Origin of the sequence: Endobacter medicaginis (assembly GCF_014192375.1) — a bacterium.
Classification (GTDB): Bacteria; Pseudomonadota; Alphaproteobacteria; order Acetobacterales; family Acetobacteraceae; genus Endobacter; species Endobacter medicaginis.
On sequence record NZ_JACHXV010000008.1, the window covers coordinates 101,257 to 122,622 of the forward strand.

General features: G+C 67.3%; 20 protein-coding genes and 1 pseudogene. 10 read left to right on the forward strand and 11 right to left on the reverse strand.

Translation table 11 applies throughout. The features are described from left to right. The first annotated feature begins 4 nt into the window (after positions 1-4). From FHR90_RS11710 to FHR90_RS11720, 3 genes are all read left to right on the forward strand, one after another. Positions 5-454 (forward strand): RrF2 family transcriptional regulator, encoded by a 450-nt coding sequence (locus FHR90_RS11710; protein WP_176622707.1) that lies wholly within the window; start codon positions 5-7, stop codon positions 452-454. A 140-nt stretch (positions 455-594) separates the two neighbouring features. After that, positions 595-1,227 (forward strand): peroxiredoxin, encoded by a 633-nt coding sequence (locus FHR90_RS11715; RefSeq protein WP_176622699.1) that lies wholly within the window; start codon positions 595-597, stop codon positions 1,225-1,227. A 12-nt stretch (positions 1,228-1,239) separates the two neighbouring features. After that, positions 1,240-2,970: an NADPH-dependent assimilatory sulfite reductase hemoprotein subunit gene (locus FHR90_RS11720; RefSeq protein WP_183275291.1), complete on the forward strand. Its 1,731-nt coding sequence runs from the start codon at positions 1,240-1,242 to the stop codon at positions 2,968-2,970. Positions 2,971-2,982: 12 nt separating this feature from the next. On the opposite strand, the gene FHR90_RS11725 is transcribed toward FHR90_RS11720, so the two are convergent. Then, positions 2,983-3,732, reverse strand: a complete 750-nt coding sequence (locus FHR90_RS11725) for a hypothetical protein (protein ID WP_246330223.1) — start codon at positions 3,730-3,732, stop codon at positions 2,983-2,985. Between the two features lie 190 nt (positions 3,733-3,922). Between FHR90_RS11725 and FHR90_RS11730 the strand changes: the two genes are divergently transcribed. Together FHR90_RS11730 and parE are read left to right on the forward strand one after the other, a co-directional pair. Then, positions 3,923-4,501 carry a hypothetical protein gene (locus FHR90_RS11730; RefSeq protein ID WP_246330224.1) on the forward strand — a complete coding sequence of 193 codons (579 nt, stop codon included), beginning with the start codon at positions 3,923-3,925 and terminating at the stop codon, positions 4,499-4,501. Positions 4,502-4,558: 57 nt separating this feature from the next. Next, complete coding sequence (gene parE, locus FHR90_RS11735) at positions 4,559-6,607, forward strand: DNA topoisomerase IV subunit B (RefSeq protein ID WP_176624364.1); 2,049 nt, start codon at positions 4,559-4,561, stop codon at positions 6,605-6,607. A 91-nt stretch (positions 6,608-6,698) separates the two neighbouring features. Here the strand turns inward: parE and FHR90_RS11740 are convergent, their stop codons facing one another. The 8 genes from FHR90_RS11740 to ileS form a co-directional block, all read right to left on the reverse strand. Further along, positions 6,699-7,601 carry a peptidylprolyl isomerase gene (locus FHR90_RS11740; protein ID WP_176624362.1) on the reverse strand — a complete coding sequence of 301 codons (903 nt, stop codon included), beginning with the start codon at positions 7,599-7,601 and terminating at the stop codon, positions 6,699-6,701. Continuing rightward, positions 7,601-9,103 carry a complex I subunit 4 family protein gene (locus FHR90_RS11745; RefSeq protein ID WP_183275292.1) on the reverse strand — a complete coding sequence of 501 codons (1,503 nt, stop codon included), beginning with the start codon at positions 9,101-9,103 and terminating at the stop codon, positions 7,601-7,603. Before FHR90_RS11745 ends, FHR90_RS11740 begins: the two co-directional genes overlap by 1 nt. 68 nt (positions 9,104-9,171) lie before the next feature. Continuing rightward, entirely contained in the window at positions 9,172-10,986 is a 1,815-nt protein-coding gene (gene mutL / locus FHR90_RS11750; RefSeq protein ID WP_183275297.1) for a DNA mismatch repair endonuclease MutL, read from the reverse strand. Beyond that, positions 10,962-11,513, reverse strand: coding sequence for a DUF3035 domain-containing protein (locus FHR90_RS11755; protein ID WP_176622520.1), 552 nt, complete (start codon positions 11,511-11,513; stop codon positions 10,962-10,964). Before FHR90_RS11755 ends, mutL begins: the two co-directional genes overlap by 25 nt. Before the next feature lie 114 nt (positions 11,514-11,627). Further along, the gene (locus FHR90_RS11760) at positions 11,628-12,455 is read right to left on the reverse strand and encodes an aldo/keto reductase (RefSeq protein WP_176622518.1); all 828 of its coding nucleotides are present in this window, start codon (positions 12,453-12,455) and stop codon (positions 11,628-11,630) included. A gap of 19 nt (positions 12,456-12,474) precedes the next feature. After that, complete coding sequence (locus FHR90_RS11765; protein WP_176622524.1) at positions 12,475-13,959, reverse strand: sugar porter family MFS transporter; 1,485 nt, start codon at positions 13,957-13,959, stop codon at positions 12,475-12,477. A gap of 127 nt (positions 13,960-14,086) precedes the next feature. Beyond that, on the reverse strand, positions 14,087-14,578 hold the full coding sequence (gene lspA / locus FHR90_RS11770; protein WP_176622516.1) for a signal peptidase II: 492 nt from the start codon (positions 14,576-14,578) through the stop codon (positions 14,087-14,089). Then, complete coding sequence (ileS, locus tag FHR90_RS11775) at positions 14,575-17,391, reverse strand: isoleucine--tRNA ligase (RefSeq protein WP_176622522.1); 2,817 nt, start codon at positions 17,389-17,391, stop codon at positions 14,575-14,577. Before ileS ends, lspA begins: the two co-directional genes overlap by 4 nt. A 152-nt stretch (positions 17,392-17,543) precedes the next feature. Between ileS and FHR90_RS11780 the strand changes: the two genes are divergently transcribed. Then, positions 17,544-18,539 (forward strand): L,D-transpeptidase, encoded by a 996-nt coding sequence (locus FHR90_RS11780; RefSeq protein ID WP_176622514.1) that lies wholly within the window; start codon positions 17,544-17,546, stop codon positions 18,537-18,539. Between the two features lie 105 nt (positions 18,540-18,644). Next, positions 18,645-18,908, forward strand: a complete 264-nt coding sequence (locus FHR90_RS11785; RefSeq protein WP_176622512.1) for a GlsB/YeaQ/YmgE family stress response membrane protein — start codon at positions 18,645-18,647, stop codon at positions 18,906-18,908. Between the two features lie 15 nt (positions 18,909-18,923). Here FHR90_RS11785 and FHR90_RS11790 read toward each other — a convergent pair whose 3' ends face one another. Then, positions 18,924-19,163 carry a hypothetical protein gene (locus tag FHR90_RS11790; protein WP_176622510.1) on the reverse strand — a complete coding sequence of 80 codons (240 nt, stop codon included), beginning with the start codon at positions 19,161-19,163 and terminating at the stop codon, positions 18,924-18,926. A gap of 303 nt (positions 19,164-19,466) precedes the next feature. On the opposite strand from FHR90_RS11790, the gene FHR90_RS11795 reads away from it, so the two are divergent. The 3 genes from FHR90_RS11795 to FHR90_RS11805 all read left to right on the forward strand — a co-directional run bounded on the left by FHR90_RS11795 (position 19,467) and on the right by FHR90_RS11805 (position 21,274). Beyond that, positions 19,467-20,099 carry an N-acyl amino acid synthase FeeM domain-containing protein gene (locus tag FHR90_RS11795; protein ID WP_176622508.1) on the forward strand — a complete coding sequence of 211 codons (633 nt, stop codon included), beginning with the start codon at positions 19,467-19,469 and terminating at the stop codon, positions 20,097-20,099. Positions 20,100-20,222: 123 nt separating this feature from the next. After that, the gene (locus FHR90_RS11800) at positions 20,223-20,792 is read left to right on the forward strand and encodes a methyltransferase family protein (protein WP_176622506.1); all 570 of its coding nucleotides are present in this window, start codon (positions 20,223-20,225) and stop codon (positions 20,790-20,792) included. Then, on the forward strand, positions 20,789-21,274 hold the full coding sequence (locus FHR90_RS11805) for a hypothetical protein (protein ID WP_176622503.1): 486 nt from the start codon (positions 20,789-20,791) through the stop codon (positions 21,272-21,274). The genes FHR90_RS11800 and FHR90_RS11805 overlap by 4 nt, the downstream gene beginning before the upstream one ends. Before the next feature lie 9 nt (positions 21,275-21,283). Here FHR90_RS11805 and FHR90_RS11810 read toward each other — a convergent pair. After that, a pseudogene (locus tag FHR90_RS11810) lies at positions 21,284-21,366 on the reverse strand (IS5/IS1182 family transposase); the annotation flags it as partial.

A 21,366-nucleotide genomic window follows, 5' to 3' on the forward strand; every position in this document is an offset into this window, starting at 1 on the left:
CATGATGCTGCTCAGACGCGACAGGGCGATGACCGCTGTGGCGGTGATGCTCGATGTGGCCTTCCATGCCGGGCGCTCGGGCACGGTCAGTGCCGCCGACATCGCGGAGCGCGCCGGCATGGCGCGGCGGGGAATCGAGCCGCTGCTGCAGACGCTGTCGCGCAGCGGGCTGCTGGAGAGCGTGCGTGGGCCGCGTGGCGGCTACCGCCTCGGCTATCCGCGCCGCGACATCACCATCGCCGACATCATCACCCGCGTGCTGGAAGACGATGCGCCGGCCGAAGAGACGCCGAAGGGCCCGCTGTTCGTCGAGGTGATCGAACCTTTCTGGAGCGAGCTCGATACCGAGCTGCGCGCCCGACTGGCCAAGCTCACCCTGGACGAGCTGATGCGGCGCGCCGAGGCGGCGGGTCTGGCGCGGCCTCTTGCGGAACCGATCAGCTTCTCCATCTGAATGTCACATGGCGGGTATGTGATTTGCCCGCCATCCACGCCATTGCGTCGTCCATTATCTTGACGCACGAGGAGTTCTGGCGCTTTGGTCGCGCCGCTTTCCAACGCAACGCCTTCACCTGACAGGGACGGACCACCCCAATGACCGTGCAACTTGGCCAGATCGCGCCGGATTTCGAGCAGGACACCACCCAAGGACGCATCCGCTTCCATGAGTGGCTCGGCTCGTCCTGGGGCGTGCTGTTCAGCCACCCGAAAGACTACACTCCGGTCTGCACCACCGAACTCGGCGCCGTGGCGGCGCTGAAGGAGGACTGGGACAAGCGCAACGTCAAGGTGATCGGCCTGTCGGTCGACCCGGTCGACAGCCATCACGGCTGGGAGGCCGATATCGCCGAGACGCAAGGGACGGCGGTGAACTTCCCGATGATCGCCGATCCCGACCGCACCGTGTCGAATCTCTATGGCATGGTCCATCCCGAGGCCGACCCGACCATCACCGTGCGTTCGGTGTTCGTGATCGACCCGAACAAGAAGGTGCGTCTGTCGCTGACCTATCCGCCGAGTGCCGGGCGCAATTTTGCCGAGATCCTGCGCGTGATCGACAGCCTCCAGCTCACCGACCGTCACAAGGTCACCACCCCGGCCAACTGGACGCCGGGTGAGGACGTCATCATCGCCCCATCGGTCTCCGACGAGGACGCAAAGGCGAAGTTCCCCGGTGGCTGGAAGACGCTCAAGCCCTATCTGCGCCTCGTCAAGCAGCCTGTCTGAAAGCATCGTCCGATGACCACACCCGCCCGCCCCCCTTCCGGCGTCGAGACACTCAAGACCGCCAGCGACTTCCTGCGTGGCGATCTTGCCGCCGAGCTGGCGGCGGGCGGGATCCAGGTCTCGGAGGATGGCTACAACCTGCTCAAGTTCCACGGCAGCTACGAGCAGTTCGACCGCGACACCGCCACCGCCCGCAAGCAGGCCAAGCTGGAGAAGGACTACCAGTTCATGGTGCGCGTGCGTATGCCCGGCGGGCGGCTCACGGCGGCGCAATACCTCGCCTTCGACGCGCTGGCCGACCGCTATGCCAACGCCACCCTGCGCATCACCACCCGCCAGGGCATCCAGTTCCACGGCATCCTCAAGGGCGATCTCAAGGCCTCGATCGCCGACATCAACCATACGGGGCTGACCACGCTGGCCGCCTGCGGCGATGTGGTGCGCAATTTGATGACCACCGCCGCCCCCCGGCGCGACGCCCGCCATGCGCAGGTGCAGGCCGATGCGGAGCATCTCTCGCGCGTGCTGCTGCCGCGCACCCGCGCCTATGCGGAGATCTTTCTCGACGAGGAACCGGTCTCACCCGAGCCGCAGGAGATCGAGCCGCTCTACGGCCCGACCTATCTGCCGAGAAAATTCAAGATCGGCATCGCCCTGCCTGGCGACAACACGATCGACGTCCTGACCCAGGATCTCGGCATCATCGCCCTGTTCGATGAGGCCGATGTGCTGACCGGCTACCTGATCGCCGTCGGCGGCGGGCTGGGCATGACCCATAATCGTGCCGACACCTTCCCGCGCCTTGCCACCCCGGTCTGCGTGGTGCCGCCCGACCGGCTGGTCGACATCGTGGAAGCGGTGATCCGCCTGCAGCGCGACCATGGCGATCGCACCGACCGCAAGCGCGCACGGCTGAAATACGTCGTCCATGACCGCGGCATCGAGTGGATCATCGCCACCCTGGCCGAGTATTATGGCGAGCCGCTCACCCCGCCGCCCGCCCTGCCCTCGCTTGCGGTACCTGATCTGCTCGGCTGGCACGAACAGGGCGATGGCAACTGGTGGCTCGGTGTGCCGGTGCCCTCGGGCCGAATCGCCGATTACGACGCCGATGCCGGCGAGGGCCTGGCCAATGTGCGGCTCCGCAGCGCGCTGCACGAGATCGCCACCCGGTTCGGCCATGTCGCGCCGATCATGACGCCGCAGCAGGACGTGCTGCTGTCGGATGCGCGCCCCGAGGACCGCGACGCGATCGACGCAATCCTCGCCGGGCATGGCGTCGTGCCGGCGAGCCGGCTGACCCCGCTCGCCCGCTTCGCGCTCGCCTGTCCGGCGCTGCCGACCTGCGGCCTCGCCCTGCACGAGGCGGAGCGCGTCCGTGAGCCGCTGGTGCTGCAGTTCGAGGCGCTGCTGGCGAAATATGGCCGTGCCGATCGGTCGATCTCGCTTCGCATCACCGGCTGCCCGAATGGCTGCGCACGCACCTATACCGGCGATATCGGCCTGGTTGGCCGGATGCCGGGGCATTACGCGCTCTATGTGGGGGGCGATTTCGAGGGCACGCGGCTGTCGTTCCGGCTGCTCGACCGGGTACCGGATGCCAAGCTGATCCCGAGCTTCGAGCCGCTGGTCGCTGCCTGGGCCGAACAGGGGCGCGACCATGAGGGCTTCGGCGATTTCTGCGACCGGCTCGGCCGCGATCGTCTGCTCGCCCTGATCGATCACGCCGCCCAGGCGGCGTGATCGATCAACCAGTCATTTGCTGGTGGTTTTCTTGACGGCCTTCTTCTTCGACGTGGTGTGATGCGTCGTGCTGCGATGCGTCGTGGTCGGCGCCGCGACCGGCGCCGGAGCCGCTTCGGCGGGTGGAGCGACGCCGACGCCGGCCTGCACGGTGACATCCACCGACAGCGGCACGCGCGGACGGCCCTGGCCGGGGATCAGGCTGACCGCGAAGTGATCACCGCCCGCGTAGGCGGTGGTGGCGGTGTAGCTGATATAGGTCGCGTTATAGTAGTTGTAGATGAACGCCTTGCCGTGATCCGGCAGCGTGGTCAGTACGAATGAGCCATAGGACGAGGCATCGGGCTGCGCGACCTTGATCGCGCAGGCGCCGTCATCGCTGCGCACCGACATCTTCGCCGTGCCGGCGCCGTTCGGCGCGATCGCCACGGGCGTGACCTCGCACAGCGCCGAGGCACGGATCGCGGCGAACGGATTGACCGGCGGCGAGGCGACGGGGATCTGCGGATGCGCGCAGCCGGCCAGCAGCGACAATCCCAGGCACGGTGCGGCCAGCTTCAGCCCGGCGCGCGGCTTCATATCGTTCGATCGCTCGGCGTTGAGGGACACGAGGCTTCGCTCCACAGATGACCGTCCGCGGAGGGACAGCCGGTTTTGTCTGGTTCGTTGTCGTTCCGGGCACAGGCCCGTCAGGGAATGCAGCGTGGTAAAGCGATGAACGCGGACCGGCAAGGCCCCCATCCATTGCGGCGATTCGGCCACACCGACCCTCGATCGCTGAAGTTTCGATACTTTCTCCTTGCCGATCCGTCAATTACGGGGTCAGCTTCAGACATAACATGATGTGGCGCCGTGGCGGGTTTCCGGCGGGCCGCGGTTGCCTTTGCCGCCCAGTCCTGCCAATGGCTGCTGCGATAATCCGATGCCGACATCCCAACCGGAGTGTGCGTTGATGTCCCAAGCCCTGTCGGCCAAGCGCCGTTTCCGCCATCTGGCCGCCGGCCTTGCCGCGACCTTTGCCGCCGCGATCGGCGCGGGTTCCGTCAGCGACCTGCACGCCACCACCTGCGGGTTGAATTCCGCCCGTACCGCCTTCGACGTGCAGGGCCTCAAGAGCGAGCTGATGGTCACCGCGCTGTCATGCAACCAGCAGGAGCGCTACAACGCCTTCGTCGCGAAATTCCGCCCCGACCTGCTCAGCCAGGAAGAGGCGCTGAACCGCTACTTCAAGACCGCCTATGGCCGCTCTGCCCAGAAGGAGCACGACGACTACATCACCCAGCTCGCCAACGTGCAGTCCGATCGCGGCCTGAAGGCCGGCACCGCCTTCTGCGACCAGCGCATGGCGATGTTCGACGAGGTGGCGATCCTCAACGACGCCGCCGACCTGTCGGGCTATGCCGAGGCCAAGGACATCGTCCAGCCGGCCAGCTACGAGACCTGCGCGGCTCCCGAAATCCCGACCCGTTCGATGCGCGTTCGCCGCATCAATTCGGTTGGCCATCGCTCCGGTCGCAGCCACCGGGCCTGAAAGCCCGGTCTTGGTCGATCGCTTGACGAATCCGGCCCGGTCGGGCCAGAACACAGCATGAACGATCTGTTTTCGCAGACGCCCTCGCCTCGCCCGCAAACGACTGCGGACGTGCCGGTTCCGGCACCAAGGCGTGCCCCGCCTCGCGCGACCGAGCCGGCGGGCTACTCCGCCGCCGATATCGAGGTGCTCGAGGGACTCGAGCCTGTCCGCCGCCGTCCGGGCATGTATATCGGCGGCACCGACGACACCGCCTTCCACCACCTCGCCTCCGAGATCATCGACAATGCGATGGACGAGGTGGTGGCCGGACACGCCACCACCATCGAGGTCAGCCTCGCGCCGGACAACTGGCTGACCGTGCGCGACAACGGGCGCGGCATCCCGGTCGACGAGCACCCGAAATTCCCGGGCCTGTCGGCGCTGGAGGTGATCTTCACCACCCTGCATTCGGGCGGCAAGTTTTCCGACAAGGCCTATGCCACCGCCGGCGGCCTGCATGGCGTCGGCTCGTCGGTGGTCAATGCGCTGAGCGAGCGCCTCGAGGTGGAGGTCGCCCGCGATCGCGCGCTGTGGCGCATCGTCTATGCACGCGGCAAGGCCGAAGCGCCGCTGACAAAGGTCGGGGCGATCAACAACCGTCGCGGCACGACGCTGCGCTTCCGGCCCGATGCGGAGATCTTCGGCGCGCAGCATTTCTCGCCGGCGCGGCTCTACCGCTTCTGCCGGGCGAAGGCGTTCCTGCATCGTGGCGTGACCATCGTCTGGCGCTGCGATGCGAGCCTGCTGCGCGGTCGCAACGACATCCCCGAGACTGCCGAGCTGCATTTCCCCGGCGGGTTGCGCGACAGCCTCACCGACGAGCTCGGCGAGGCGCCTGCCCTGCTCGGCGAGCTCTGGGCCGGCGAGGCCGAGCTGCCGCGCGGGCCGAACAATGCCGCCAATGGCCGTGTCGAATGGGCAATCGCCTGGCTGGAAAGCGGCGAATCGGCACTCTCCGCCTACTGCAACACCATCCCGACCCCGCTCGGCGGCACCCATGAGACGGGGTTCCGCAATGCGCTGCTGCGCGGCCTGCGCGCCTGGGGCGAACAGCGCAACCAGGCCAGGCGCTCGAACGCGATTACCGCCGAGGATCTGCTCGGCTGCATCGCGGCCAAGCTGTCGGTGTTCATCCGCGAGCCGCAGTTCCAGGGCCAGACCAAGGAAAAACTGACCTCGCCGGAGGCGGCGCGCCTGGTCGAGACCGCGCTGCGCGACCGTTTCGACCACTGGCTCGCCGGCCATCCCGCACAGGCGGACGGTCTGCTGGCCTTCGTCATCGAGCGCGCCGAGGACCGGCTGCGCCGTCGCGAGGCGAAGGACACGCCGCGCAAATCCGCCACCAACCGGCTGCGCCTGCCGGGCAAGCTGGTGGACTGCACGCGGTCGAACACGGCCGAGACCGAGATTTTCCTCGTCGAGGGTGATTCCGCCGGCGGCTCGGCCAAGCAGGCGCGCTCGCGCGAGACGCAGGCGATCCTGCCGCTGCGGGGCAAGATCCTCAATGTCGCCTCAGCCTCGACCGAGAAACTGCGTCAGAACCAGGAACTGCGCGATCTGGTCGAGGCGCTGGGCTGCGGGGTCGGTGAGCGGTTCGATCTCTCCCGCCTGCGCTACGGCCGCGTCATCATCATGACCGATGCCGATGTCGATGGCGCGCACATCGCCTCGCTGCTGATGACCTTCTTCTACCGCGAGCTGCCCGAGCTCATCCGCGCCGGGCATCTCTATCTCGCCCGCCCACCGCTCTACCGGCTCACCCAGGGGGCAAAGACGGTCTATGCGATGGACGATGCCGACCGCGAGCGCCGGCTGAAGCGCGATTTCAAGCCCGGCGCGAAGGTCGAGACCAGCCGCTTCAAGGGTCTCGGCGAAATGCCGCCGGACGATCTCAAGCGCACCACGATGGACCCGAAGCAGCGCACCCTGCTCAAGGTCTGCATCCCCCCTGAGCAGCGCGCCGAGACCTCGACGCTGGTGGAGAGCCTGATGGGTCGCAAGCCGGAACTGCGCTTCCAGTTCATCCAGGATCATGCCCGCCAGGTCGAGGAGCTTGATGTCTGAGCCTCGTTCCCCTGACTGGGCTCCGCCGGGCAGATAGGCTGGGGTCGGATCGGTGCTCCGACGGCGTCGATGTCAGGCGCAGTGCGGACGGTCAGGATGCCTTGCGCACCGGCAACGGCATCTCGCACAGCCCGACATGGCCCGGCATGTGCACGAACCACGCGCTGCGCGGCCCACGCTCATAGGCGAGCACCGCACGGTAGCTCGCACTGTCGGTGCGCAACGCCCGCAGGTCGAGCCGCGCGGCCACCGGCACATCCGAGCCGATCCGGACCGGACCGACCGGCACATCCATCGAGCGATCGGTGTAGAAGCCGAGCGGCCCGGTGCCCCGCTTCAGGCTGGACAGCCGCTCCATCCCCCACACCACCCGGCCGACGAGCGTGACATTGCCGTCCAGCGCCCGCGGCGACTGGCCGATCACCGCATAGAGTTCCGAGCCGTTGCCGCTGTCGGGCGCAGTGTCGCGCCCCACCCCGACCATGCCGTAGCAATGCGCGAGTCCCACCCGCCCGGCGGTCCCGGCAATCGGGAAGCCGTCCGACAGCCCGACGCGGGAAGCGTAGGGATCGGCATCCGGCAGATCGGTGATCTCGAGACCGGACGCTGGACGATCGACCTCCATCGGCAGGGTGACAGCGGCGTCGCCGAGCGGACGCGGGTGCTCGTCCTTCGACGGATGCGGATCCTCGGCCGCCGGATCGGCCCATTGCACGACATAATTGTCCTGCACCCGTACCACCGCAGCGGTGTCGAAATAGCCCGATCGGGCCAGTCGCAGGATGTTGGCCACCGCCCTGGGGGCGAAATCCGGCGCCAGCTCGATCACCACCGGGCCGCCGTCGACGGTCAGGTAGAGGCTGCGCGCCGGATCGATCCTGCGCCAGTCGGCAGCAGGCGCGTGGTCGAGGATCGCCTGCAGCGACGGCTCGGACGCCGCCTGTGCCGGGCCGGCCAGCCCGCACAGCGCCACCGCCAGCCGCCCCAGGCGCATCAGCGGAACTGGGCGGACGGAGCGATCGAGGCCACCGCCTCCGGATGCGCGAACGCCATCACCCGCGGATTGAACACCCGGGTGAAGCTGGTCGGATAGACGCCCATCCACAACACGATCAGCGCCAGCGGCACCAAGGCGGCCAGCTCGACGCCGGCGAGGTCGCGGCTGGTGGCGGGCGTGCCCGCGAGCGCGCCGCGCGGGGCACCGAAAAAGCTGCGCCAGTAGAGCATCAGCATGTAGATCGCGCCCAGGATCATTCCCGATCCGGCCAGCAGCGCGGTCCAGAACCCGATATGGATCGCACCCGCGATCACCAGCAGCTCGCCGACAAACCCGCCGGTGCCCGGCAGCCCGATGCCGGCCATCGCGAACAGCATCGCCAGCAGGGCGAGCTTCGGCATCGAACCGGCGGCGCCCCCGAAGCCCGCCAGCTCGCGGGTGCCGGTGCGCAGGGCAAGCATGCCGAGGGCCAGGAACATGCCGGCGATGATGATGCCGTGCGCGAGCATCTGGAACAGCGCCCCGTCGATGCCCTCGGCGTTGAGCGTGAACAGCCCGATCGCGACGATGCCCATATGCGAATAGCTCGACCAGGCGATCACCTGCTTCATGTCGGTTTGCGCCAACGCGATGACCGCCGCGTAGATCACCGCGACGATGCCGAGCGCGATCAGGATCGGTGCGAAGCGATGTGCGGCGTCCGGCAGCAGCAGGATGGCGAAGCGCAGCAGCCCGTAGGCGCCGGCCTTGGCTAGGACGCCCGAAAGCAGCGCGGTCACCGGCGCCGGCGCTTCGCCATAGGCCGAAGGCAGCCAGCCATGCAGCGGGAAGATCGGCAGCTTGACGCCGAAAGCGAGCACGAAACCGACGAACAGCCAGGCTTGCACGGCGGGGGCGAAATGCGTCCCCATCAGCACCGGCAGGTCGGTGGTACCGGTCGCCTGCCACAGATAGACGACGTCCAGCAGCATGAACAGCGAGCCGCCGAAGGTGAACAGGAAGAACCGCACCGACGCCGCCACCCGCGCCGGCCCGCCCCAGATGCCGATCAGCAGCGCGCCCGGGATCAGGGTCGCCTCATAGAAGATGTAGAACAACACCAGGTCCAGCGAGGAGAACAGCCCGACCAGCGCGGTCTCCAGCAGCAGCAGCGCGATCATGTAATCGCGCACCCGCTGGGTGATGATGCGCCATCCCGCCAGGATCGACACCGGCACCAGCAGCGTCGACAGCACCACGAACAACAGCGAGATGCCATCGAGGCCGGTGTGATACGTCACCCCGAACCCGCCCAGCCAGGCCAACCTGGTCTGCGCCTGGAACCCGACCGCGTGCGGGTTGAACACCGCCCACAGCCCCAGCGAGAGCAGGAAGTTCACCCCGCTCACCCCGAGCCCGATCGCCCGCGCAACACCATCCGCCTTCGGTACCGCCAGCAGCGCCAATGCGCCCAGCAGAGGCAGATAAAGCACGATGGTCAGCAGCAGCGAGGAGGACATCTGAGGTTCCGGTACGGTCTCGATCGCGTCCGTTCTAGAACATGATCGTTGCGGGCGAAACTGGCGCGCTACCGCCGCCCGAACAGTGTCTCGATCTGTGCCTTTGACAGCTTCAGATAGGTCGGCCGGCCGTGACTGCATGTCGCGGCCCGCGGGGTCGTTTCCATCTGGCGCAACAGCGCGTCCATCTCGGCGCGGTCCAGCCGGCGGCCGGCGCGGATGGAGCCGTGACAGGCGAGGCGCGCCAACGCCGCATCCAGCCGGCGTTCGAGCGCGTCCGCCTCCAGTGCGTCGCTCAGCGGGTCGGCCTCGAGCTGCTCGGCGAGGTCGCGCAGCAGGGGGGTCGGGTCGGGTGCGCCCAGCAGCGCCGGCAGCGCACGGACCAGGACCGCGCCGCCGCCGAACGCTTCGATCTCCACGCCGAGCCGCGCGAGCAGCGATGCCTGCCCGGCCAACGCCGCCGCGTGGCCGGGCGGCAGATCCACCACCAGCGGCATCAGCAGCCGTTGCGCCCGCACGCCGCCTTCGAGATACTGGGCGTGCAGGCGCTCGTGCGTCAGCCGCTCATGGGCGGCGTGCTGGTCGACCAGCACCAAGGACCCGTCCGCGGCCACCGCGATCACATAGGTATCGAGCACCTGCGCGACCGGCGCGCCGAGCGGATAGCCCGCCACCGCCTCCGGCACCTCGGCGGGAGCGGGCAGCACGCGCGCGCTCGGTGCGCCGAGCTCGAACCGCGCCGCCGGCCGCGACGCATAGGCGAGCGTCGCCTCGGCGAAGCCTGATGCCGCCGGGACCGGCTCGGGGGGAGCCCAGATCGCGCCGCCAGGCCGGCGCATCTGGGTCAGCGCCGACGCCGAGCCCACCGCCAGCCCGAGCGCGCGGCGCAGCGTCCCGATCACCAGCGCACGCACCGTCTCCGGCTCGGCGAAGCGCAACTCGGTCTTGGCAGGGTGGACATTGACGTCGAGACGATCGACCGGAATGTCGAGATAGAGCGCGGCCACCGGATGGCGGCCGGCGGCGATGACGTCGCGATAGGCGACGCGGACCGCACTTCGCAGCATCGGATCGGCGACCGGGCGGCCATTGACGACCAGCGAGATCCCGTTCGCCGTGCTGCGCGTGGTGGCCGGGCCGGCGGCCAGCCCGGTCAGGCGCATGCCGTCGCGCGCGCCGTCGATCAGCCGCCAGGGCTCGTCGCGGCCATAGGCGTCAGCCTCGCCGAGCAGGGCGGCGATACGGTCATCCCGCGCCTGCGCGGGCAGGTCGAAGACCACCCGTGCATCGACACTCAGCCGGAATGCAACGCCCGGCGCGGCAAGGGCCAGACGACGCAGACCCTGGATGACGTGCTCGGCCTCGACGCGCGGGCTGCGCAGGAACTTCCGCCGCGCCGGAGTGGCGAAGAACAGATCCTCGACGCAGACGCGGGTGCCTTTCACGCCCGGGTGCGGGGCGGCCGGGGCGATGACGCCGCCGGCGACCGTGATCTTCCAGGCCTCGCTTGCGCCTTCGGGCCGCGAGATCAGCGACAGCCGCGCCGCGGCCCCGATCGAGGGGAGCGCCTCGCCGCGAAACCCGAGCGTCGCGATCCGCACCAGACTCTCATCGACAAGCTTGGAGGTGCAATGACGCTCGATGGCGAGGCCGAGTTCGGACGGCGACATGCCGCACCCGTCATCGACCACCTCCAGCCAGTCGATGCCGCCATTGCGAAGGCAGACCTCGATGCGGGTGGCACCGGCATCGAGCGCATTCTCGACCAGCTCCTTGGCCGCTGCCGCCGGCCGCTCGATCACCTCGCCGGCGGCGATGCGATCGACGATGTGGTCGGGAAGACGCCGAAGCGCGGAAATCAGAACAGGCCGAGAAAGGAGGATTTCTTCGGCGCCGGCTGCACGGGCGTGGCACCGCTGGTCGGGCTGACACCCTGCTGGGCCGCGCCTTGCAGGCGCTTGCTCTCCTTCGGCGCGTCGACCAGCGGATTCTGGCCGACCGGCGGCTTCCAGAACATGATGCCGTCGACGAAACTGCGATCGGGGCTGTCGAGCTCGCCATTCACTCCGGCACGGCCGAGGCTCGGATCGGGGGTGCCTGCCTGTGCGAGCATCGCCTGCTGGCCGGGGCTGGACGCGGCCGCATCGCCCTTGATCGCCACGTCGGGGGCGAGGGTCTCCAGCGCCTGGTTGCGCTGATCGGCGAGCTGCGGACGCGGTGCGCCGGGGGTCGGTGTCGGCAGACGCTCCGATGGCGGCAGCGACAGCGGTGGCTGGGTGGTGACGGCAAATTCGTCAGGCGAGTTGCGGCTCAGCCCGAAGCTGCGCTCGAGCTGCTCGCCCGAACAGGCCGAAAGGCCGCAGAGCGCGGTCGCGGCGAGGCTGAGGACGGTGAGGCGCGCGGCGTTCATGTCAGGCAAAACTCGATCTGCTGGCGGGCTTTGCGACCCTTGCGGGCCGCGTAGCCTTTTAGCGTCGAATCGAAGCCAGCGGCAACAAAGCCGCGCCCGGGCCGAAGCGTCTGCTCAGAAGCTGTCGGGGTCCGGCCCGACACGCTCGCCGGTGCCGAGACCGGCAATCGCCGCCATATCGTCCTCGCTGAGGCCGAAATCGAAGATGTCGATGTTCTGCGCGATCCGCGACGGGGTAGCGGATTTCGGAATCGCCACCACGCCACGCTGCATGTGCCAGCGCAGGATCACCTGTCCGGGGCTTCTGTCGAGTCGGGCGGCGATGGCGCCGATCACCGGATCGTCGACCGCGCCCTGCGCGAGCGGGCTCCAGGCTTCGGTGACGATGCTATGCGCCTGATGGTAGGCGACCAGCTCGTCCTGGGGCAGTTTCGGGTGCAGTTCGATCTGGTTGAGTGCCGGGATGATGCCGCTGGTCTCGGCGAGACGGTCGAGATGGGCGATCTGGAAGTTCGATACCCCGATCGCCTTCGCGCGCCCCTCGGCGTGGATGCGCTCGAACGCCTTCCAGGTCTCTTCGTAGAGCCCGCGACGCGCCTGCGGCCAGTGAATCAGATAGAGATCGACATGATCGAGGCCGAGGCGGTCCAGCGAGGCATCGAAGGCGCGCAGCGTGCTGTCATAGCCCTGGTCGTCGTTCCACAGCTTGGTGGTCACGAATAGGTCCTCGCGCCGGATACCGCCGTCGATCGCGGCGGCGAGCGCGCGGCCCACCCCGGTCTCGTTGCGGTAGATCATCGCCGTGTCGATGCTGCGGTAGCCGGCATCGATGGCGAGGCCGACGCAGTGCGCCGCCTCGTCGTCGCTGATCTTCCACACACCGTAGCCAAGCTGGGGGATCGCACCGCCCTGGCTGAGCGCGATCGATGGAACATGAGGCATCGTCTGTCTTTCCCTTCCTTCAGGCAGCGGCTTCGTCGCCATAGCCCTCGGCGGTGATGCGGTTGTGACCGCGGGTCGGACGGAAGGTCCCGTCCTGAAGTGCTGCCTCGATGTCCTCGAGGCTGGCTCCGGCGGTCTCCGGCACGAAGAACCACACGAAGGCGAAGGACAGCGCATTCACCGCGGCATAGAACCACATCGTGCCGCCGAGCCCGATCCAGCCGACCATCGACAGCGCGGTGCCGGTGACCAGCAGATCCGAGCCCCACAGCACCGCCGCGTGCAGCGAGGTCGCCTGACCCCGCATCGACAGCGGGAACATCTCCGCCCCCAGCAGCCAGCCGACCACCTGGATCGAGCCCGAGTTGAACAGCATGAAGGCGAGCAGGAAGCCCACGATCAGCCAGCCCTCGACACCGCCCGGGGCGTGCGCCTTGGCGTCACCGGTCGCGCCGGTCAACCAGAACATCACCCCCAGCCCGATCAGCGACAGCACCGAGCCCGGCGTCATCAGCAGCATCAGCCGCCGCCGGCCGATGCGATCGACGAAGCGCGAGCCGAGGAAGGTCATGATCAGATACACCGTCGCCACGCCCAGCGAGGCGAGCAGGGCGGAAGACGCGCCGAAGCCGACGCCGGAGAGGAAGGTCGGCGCGTAGTAGATCATCATCTCCAGCCCGCCGCACTGGGTGAAGAACGCGACCCCGAGGGCCGCGACCAGTGCCGGACGCACCCAGGGCTGGGCGAGGCCACGCCAGCCACGATTCTCGGGGCGGGTGTCGTGTGCGACGCGATGGATCTGCTCGGCCTCGTGTCGGATCTCGCGTCGGCTGTCGCGCAGCCTGGCGAGTTCGTCGAGCGCCTCGCCCATGCCGACATTCTCCGCCGTCCAGCGCGGCGATTTCGGCATGAAGAACATCGAGAGGCAGACGATTGCCGCCGGGATCGCGGCAATGACCACCATCGTGCGCCAAGACCACGCCTCGCGCAGGGTGAAGCCGACGATGTTGGCGAACAGGATGCCGACTCCGATGGCAATGTTGAACATCGTCACCAGCGTGCCCCGCCGGTCGGTGGGGGCGAGCTCGGAGATATACATCGGTACCACCTGGGTGGCACCGCCGACGGCAAGACCGAGCAGCACGCGGGAAGCGATCAGCCAGTCCACCGTGGGCGAGAGCGCGCAGGCGACGGCGCCGGCGACGAACACGGCGGTGACGATCATCACCGTGCGCCGACGGCCGATGGTCTCGGAAATCCAGCCGGTGGCCAGTGCGCCGATCACCGCGCCGGCGAGAATCGCGGACGCCACCATCTCCTGCACGTTCGGGGAGATGTGGAACTCGTGGGTGATCAGCAACAGCGCGCCGGAAATGATGCCGGTGTCATAGCCGTACAGACCACCGCAGACCGCGGCGATCATCGCGGCCAGGAACAGCGTCCGCCCCGCTCCTTGCGGAATCTCGAGCCCGGCCACCGCCTTGGTGACCGTCTTTCGTGAGATATCCTTTGGATCAACCCCGCTGAGGTCCTGCGTCTCGCTCAAATGCCTCGTCCTTTCGACCGACTTGCGCGGTCCGAGGCCCTCCGGAAGCGGTCAGCGCCCGGATTGCGAAGGTTTCACGCACCGGTCAGGACGCTGGCGGCCGACGAAAGTTCTCGAACAGCAGCACGCCGACGCCGCAGACGACCGCGGCATCGGCGATGTTGAACACATACCAGGACCAGCCGAAGGCATGAGCGTGGATGAAATCCACCACTGCGCCGTAGCGCAGGCGATCGACGATGTTGCCGATGGCGCCGCCGATGATGGCGCCGAGCGCGGCACCGGTGGCTGGAAATGGTGTTCTGATGAGCCACCAGATTAACCCAAGGATGACCGCGACTGCAAATCCGGCCAGCAGAACCGGCCCCAGCGCCCCCAGCCCGTTGAACATCCCGAACGTCACCCCATGGTTCCAGACCATGGTGAAGTTCAGCCCCGGCAAGATCGCCGCCGAGCCTCTCGCCGGCAGGTCAAATCCGTGCAGCATCCACGATTTCGACGCCTGGTCGGCGACCAAGACGATCGCGAACATCACCACGGCCCAGCCCAGCGCGCGGCGCGAGACGGGCGGCGTCATGCCAGATTTACCACGTCGGAGCAGCGCAGGCACAGTGGCGCATGCTCGGCATTCTGGCCGACCTCGTCGAGCACGCGCCAGCAGCGGGCGCATTTGTCGCCGGAGGCACGTTCGACCGTGGCCGAAAGCGGGCCAGGCGTGACGGTCGCCGTGGAGACGATCGCCAGCTCCGCCCAGTCGATCGAACGCGCCTCGGCGAATGACACGCTCTCGGCCGATGCCTCCTCCGGCACCGACAGGCCAAGCGCGGCCTGGAGCGACGAGCCGATCGTCTTGTCGGCCCGCAGCGCCTCGATCTGCGTGGTCGCCACACGACGCATCGACCGCACCTTGGCCCAGCGCGCAGCGAGCGGCGCGTCGTGCCAGGTGTCGGGGATCACCGGCAAGCGCTGCAGATGCACGCTCTGCGCGTCGCCGAAACGGGCCGTCCAGGCCTCGTCGGCGGTGAACACCAGTGTCGGCGCAAGCCAGAGGGTAAGTGCACGCTGGGTGATGTCGAGCACCGTGCGGCAGGCACGGCGGCGCGGATCGTCGAGCGCATCGCAGTAGAGGCTGTCCTTGCGCACGTCGAAATAGAAGGCGGAGAGGTCGGTGGTGCAGAACTGGTGGATCGCCGGCAGCACGCCGACCCATTCATGGCTGTCGATGGCATGACGCACCATCGCATCCAGCTCGGTCAGCCGGTGCAGCACGAAGCGCTCGAGCTCGGGCAGCATCTCGTAGGGGACGATCTCGGCCTCCGAGAACCCGTCCAGCGCACCGAGCAGCCAGCGCAGCGTATTGCGCAGGCGGCGATACAGGTCGGCGGTCTGGTCGAGCAGTTTCGGACCGATGCGGACATCCTCGTAGGTATCCGCATTCATCACCCACAGGCGCAGCACGTCGGCGCCGAACCTGTCGATCACCTCGGCGGGCGCGGTGACGTTGCCGAGCGACTTGCTCATCTTGCGGCCCTGCTCGTCGAGCACGAAGCCGTTGGTGAGCAGCGCCTTGAACGGCGCGCGGCCGCGGGTGCCGACCCCTTCCAGCAGCGAGGACTGGAACCAGCCACGATGCTGGTCGGAGCCTTCGAGATACAGATCCGCCGGCCAGCCGAGCCCCTGGTTCCTCCACGCTCCGTCGCCGAGCACGAAGGCATGGGTCGAGCCGCTCTCGAACCAGACATCGACGATGTCGAACACCTGCTCGTAGGCTTCCGGATCGTAGCGGTTGCCGAGGAAGTCCGAAGCAGGGCGCGCATACCAGGCATCCGCACCCTCCTTGCGGAAGGTCTCCACGATGCGGCCCATCACCTCGGCATCGCGCAGCACCTCACCGGTCTTCTTCTCGACGAAGACCGCAATCGGCACGCCCCAGGCCCGCTGGCGCGAGATGCACCAGTCGGGCCGGTCGCGCACCATCGAGGTCAGCCGGTTGCGCGACTGGGCGGGCACGAACCGCACGTCCTCCAGGGCCGTCAACGCCCTCTCGCGCAGGCGCGTGTCGCCCTCCATGGGGATGAACCATTGCGGGGTGGCACGGAAGATCACCGGCGCGCGCGAGCGCCAGCTATGCGGGTAGGAATGCAGCACGCTGCCGCGTCCGAGCAGCCCGCCCTGTCCCGCCCGTTGCGTCTCGATGAGGAAGTCGCAAACCGGATCGGCCGCCTTGAACACGTGGATGCCTGCGAAATGCGGCACCCAGGCGGCATAGCTGCCATCGCCGAGCACCACCTCCGGCACGGCGATACCATGCGCGGTCGTCAGCCGGAAATCGTCCTCGCCATGCGCCGGCGCCATGTGCACCAGACCGGTACCGGCCTCGGTGGTGACGAAATCGCCCGCCAGCAGCGGCACGTCGAATTCGAAGCCACGTCCGCGTCCGGGGTGGGCGGCGACCACGCCCGCAAGCTCGCTGCCGGAGAAGCGCTCCAGAACCCTCCATTGCGTGACGTGGATGGCGGCGCCAACGGAGTCCAGAAGATCGGCGGCGACGATCAGACGCGTTCCCGGCGCGACATGCGCGCCCTCGCCGACCGACACCACCTCGGCCAGTACGTAGGCGATCTCCGGCCCGTAGGCCAGCGCGCGGTTGGCCGGGATGGTCCAGGGCGTAGTGGTCCAGATTGCCACCTGCGCGCCCTCGAACCGGCCCGGGGTGAGGACCGGAAAGCCGACGAAGATCGTGGTCGAGGTGATGTCGTGATACTCGATCTCGGCTTCGGCCAGCGCGGTCTTCTCGACCGGGCTCCACATCACCGGGCGCAGGCCGCGATACAGCGAGCCGTCGAGCAGGAAACGCCCGATCTCGGCCGCGATCGCCGCCTCGCTCTCGAAATCGAAGGTCGCGTAGCGTCCCGCCCAGTCGCCCTGCACGCCGAGGCGCTGGAATTCCGCCGACTGGATATCGACCCATTTCTGCGCATAGGCGCGGCACTCGGCGCGGAACTGGAGCACCGGCACCGCATCCTTGTCGCGCTTGGCCTTGCGGTATTCCTCCTCGATGCGCCACTCGATCGGCAGGCCGTGGCAGTCCCAGCCCGGCACGTAGCGCACGTCGTGGCCGGCCATGCGCTGGGCACGGTTGACGACGTCCTTCATGATCTTGTTGAGCGCATGGCCGATATGCAGGTGCCCGTTGGCGTAGGGCGGGCCGTCATGCAGCAGGAACGGTGTCTCGCCCTCGCCCGCGCGTGCCAGGCGTCCGTCGAGATCCTCCGCCGCCCAACGGGCCAGCATCGCCGGCTCGCGCTTCGGCAGGTCGCCGCGCATGGCGAACTCGGTGCGCGGCAGGAACACGCTGTCGCGGTAGTCGGGCGGGGCGGCGTCGGTCATCTGGTCTCGGCTGTGGTCGGCATGGGCGGTGTCGGGCAGCCGGTGATAAAGGGTCATGCGCCCGGCATGGTCAAGGCGCGCGACCGGCGGCGTCGCGGCGCGTTATGCTCTCGCCCACCCTGCCCCGCCCCCACCCGGCCCGAAGGATACGGATGCCCCGCCTGACGTTTCACCCGCGACCGATCTGCCTCGCGGTGCTCCTTCTCACAGGTCCGGTGGCATGGGACCGGGCGCAGGCGGCCACCGGCATCGACGAGCGCATGATCTCGATGCAGATGCACCAAGCATTGGGGACCAAATGGCTCGCCACCCCGACGCCGACCGCGATCCGGGTCGTGGGTGCGGCGCAGGCGATGCTGCGCGACCGCGGGGTCGCGATCGACCGGCGCGAGGCGCTGCTGATCGTGGATCGCGCACCGTCCGTGCAGCGCCTCTGGGTGGCGATCGCCGATCCCGATCCGCATGAATGGGCGATCCTGGGCGCGGTGCGGGTCAGCACTGGCAAGCCGGGACGCAAGGACCACTACAAGACCCCGGTCGGCGTGTTCCGGCTCAACGGCGACGTGCTGGGCTACCGCGCGCTCGGCACCAAGAACGAGCACGGCGTGCGCGGCATCGGCATCAAGGGCATGCGGGTGTGGGATTTCGGCTGGCAGACCACCCAGGACTGGCGCAACCCCGATCATGTGACCGCGGTGCGCATGGAGATGCATGCGACTGATCCCACCCTGCTCGAATACCGGCTCGGCCATCCCGATTCCGAGGGCTGCATCCGCATCCCCACCGCGTTCAACGCCGCCCTCGACCATACCGGGCTGATCGACCGCGCCTTCATCGAGGGCGCGGAGTACAGCGCCGCCGACGCCGCCCTGCTGCCCAAGGACCGCGCCTCCTCGCCGCTCGCCGGCGATACGCTGGTGGTGTTCGACTCGTCGGAACCGCATGCCGCCCCGTCCGACCCGGATCTGGCGGAAAAGATCGAGGCCGATTTCGCCGCCTATCTGGCTCAGAAAGCGGCGGCGACCGGCGCCGCCCCGGCGGCTGCGGACCAGACCGATGACAGTGCACCCGAAGGCCAACCTGGCGCCGCCGCCGCCCTGCCCGTCCCATCCCCATCCCCCGCCGCCTCTCCCGCACCAGGCGGATGACGACGGCAAGCATCGTCACACGCGCGTGAGAACCCGGCGGCGGCTCGCCCGTTAGGGTTTGCGAACGAGCCGCCGGACCGTCGGCGGCCAGACGGGAGCGTTTTCATGGGTCACGGTATCATCGTCACCATCATCCTCGGCTTCATCATCGGACTGATCGCGAAATTCCTGATGCCGGGGCGCGATCCAGGCGGGTTCATCGTCACGATCATTCTCGGCATCCTCGGCTCGGTGGTGGCCGGCTATATCGGCCGCGCACTGCACTGGTACGGCCCGGGCCAGCCCGCCGGCTTCATCGCCTCGATCTTCGGCGCCATCCTGCTGCTGATCATCTATCGCGTGGTGATCGGCAATCGCACGACCGTCTGAGACGGTCTCGAACCGTCAGCCTTCGTCTGGTCGCAGCCTGGCGAAGGCTGACGCAAGTTGCTTGTGCGCTTCATCCGGCTCGCTCAAGCCGGCTGCGACGATACCTTCACGCCAGCCATGGAAATAGGCCGCTGTAAGGCAGGCGTGGTCGAGAGGCAGGCCGAGGGCGCCATCCATGAAGCCGCACAGCACCTCCGCCTCGTCCAGCCCGAGACAATCCGCCACATTTGTGACAGGGGGAAAGCCGATATCCAAGAGAGCTCACTTCCAGACCAAGACCGTTGCAGCATCGTCGGCCACGGGCCGATCTATTTCTGTCGTCTTTACCTGTCGACTGAACCGCTCGCTACAAGAATGGCATGCTGCTCTTCGTCACTTGAATGATCGCCATCGACTTGCGGTCCTTGTCTTGAACTCACGCGGACCATCTTCCGGATTTGGACCTCATTCGACGCAGGCCTGTCGCTGAAAAGATAGACGAGAGCCGAAATGAGCGGTGTTCTTCGAGTGCCAGATCCGTGTCCTGCGGATCTCGGATTACGACGGGGGATAGCCGATATGATCATTTCATCAGCAAACCTGACCACAGGTCAGGATAGACCGCGCTCGCCATCGATCACCCATGTCACCACACACGGCGCTGCGAGATCCCGAAATTACGAGGCGCGTCTCGCTGTCAGTCCGCAGACCAGACACGATGCCTACCGGGTGCGCTACCACAGCTACTTCTCATCCGGATATATCGCCGCCAACCCCGCGGGAATGTTTTCGGATCGTTTTGATGACCAGCCGAACGCTCTGACCGTGGTGCTCTACGAAAACGCCCGTCCGGTCGCATCTGTGCGCGTCTGCCTGCTGACACGGGGAACCGACTTCACCTCCCCGGCACGCGAGACCTTCACCGATGAGGTCGATCAGGCGCTGGCGGCGGATGCGGATGATGCGTTCGGTGGGCGCGGACTCGAGATCAACAGGCTCGTTCGTACACCCGATGCCGCCAACAACCACGGCCTCGTCTTCCTGCTGTACCGGATGGCAGGCTATATCGCGCTCGCAAAGCACACACACACCTATTTCGCCTGCGTGCGCCCCAATCACGCGCCCTTCTACCGGCGTCTGGGCTACGAGCTGGCAGCCCCCCCCCAAGCCGTATCCTGGCCTCAAATGCGACATGCAACTGATGATGAGTGACCGGATCCGATATGACCGGATACGTGCCGCGGTTCCGATGATGGATCCGTTCACAGGCACGACGGGTAGCCTGGCCGGATTCTTCGAAGGAGCGCCCGTCAGCCTGCGCCTGACCGACTGAGCATGTTCGACATGATCAACACACTCGTCTGTCTCTGCGCCTTCGCGGCGTTCCTGTCGTTCGCCTGGGGCGTGAGAAACCATTTTTCTCACGGCCCGGACGGGCTCCCGCCGGCCATGCGCCGGCTTTCCGTCCTGAGTGCGGCGGCCATGGCGGTATTCGTCGTGCACCTCTACTACAGACGTGCGGCAGTTTTGACGCTCGACATCATTTCAGTTGCATTGTCCGTGGGCAGCATGGCCTTGTTCTGGTGGACTGTACGTATCACGCGGACCGATCCGCCCGCAGTGGCGCACCAGAGTACGGTCCTCACGGTTGTCCATTCCAGAGGGCCATACCGCCTCGTAAGGCACCCGTTCTATCTTTCGTACTGCCTCTTCTGGTTCGGTACAGGACTCGCAGGCGGCCCGATCCAGTGGCCGTTCGTCGTAACACTCATCGGCTGGTACTATCTGACCGCGCGAAATGAGGAGCGGCTTTACACCCAGTCCGGGATCGCGCCAGTCTATGAGCAATACAAGCGACGCACGGGAATGCTGCTGCCTCGGATATTGAAACGAACAAATCAATGACAGCCCGCAATACGTTCAGTCGGGAACTCATCGAGCGTGGCCGATCCTTTGCCCGCGCCATCGTCGAGTTTCAGCGCATCAGCCGACCCGGCACGCACCGGGACGTTACCCTGCTGCGTGATCAGACATCCGTGCTCTATGTCCTGAATCTTCTCTTTCTCACCGTCGGAATGACGAATACATGCGTGACGGCCGTGGTCTTCGGCGGATTTGCAAGGCTTGCCACGACCGTCCTGTTCTTTTGTCTGATGTTGAACTACGTCCTGATCGCTCTTGAGACAGGGAGATGGCGCCGTCGGGGCGACGATTTTCGGTTTGTCCGACGATCGAGAGCACTTTTTGTCATGCTCGGGACGGCGTGGGGATTACAGCTGAACCTGTTCGCCTTCCATCGACCCTTTACCAAAAGTTCCTTTCTGCTCGGTCTTGCAGTCGGTTTGATCTCCACGCCCATCATCAGTGTTCCGGGCGCGGTGGCCTAGGGCTGGGACTCATAACCAGTAGCTGACGACGGCTGCGATGCAGACTGCTGCGTGAAAGTTGATGGCGAGGCGATCGTATCGGGTAGCGATGC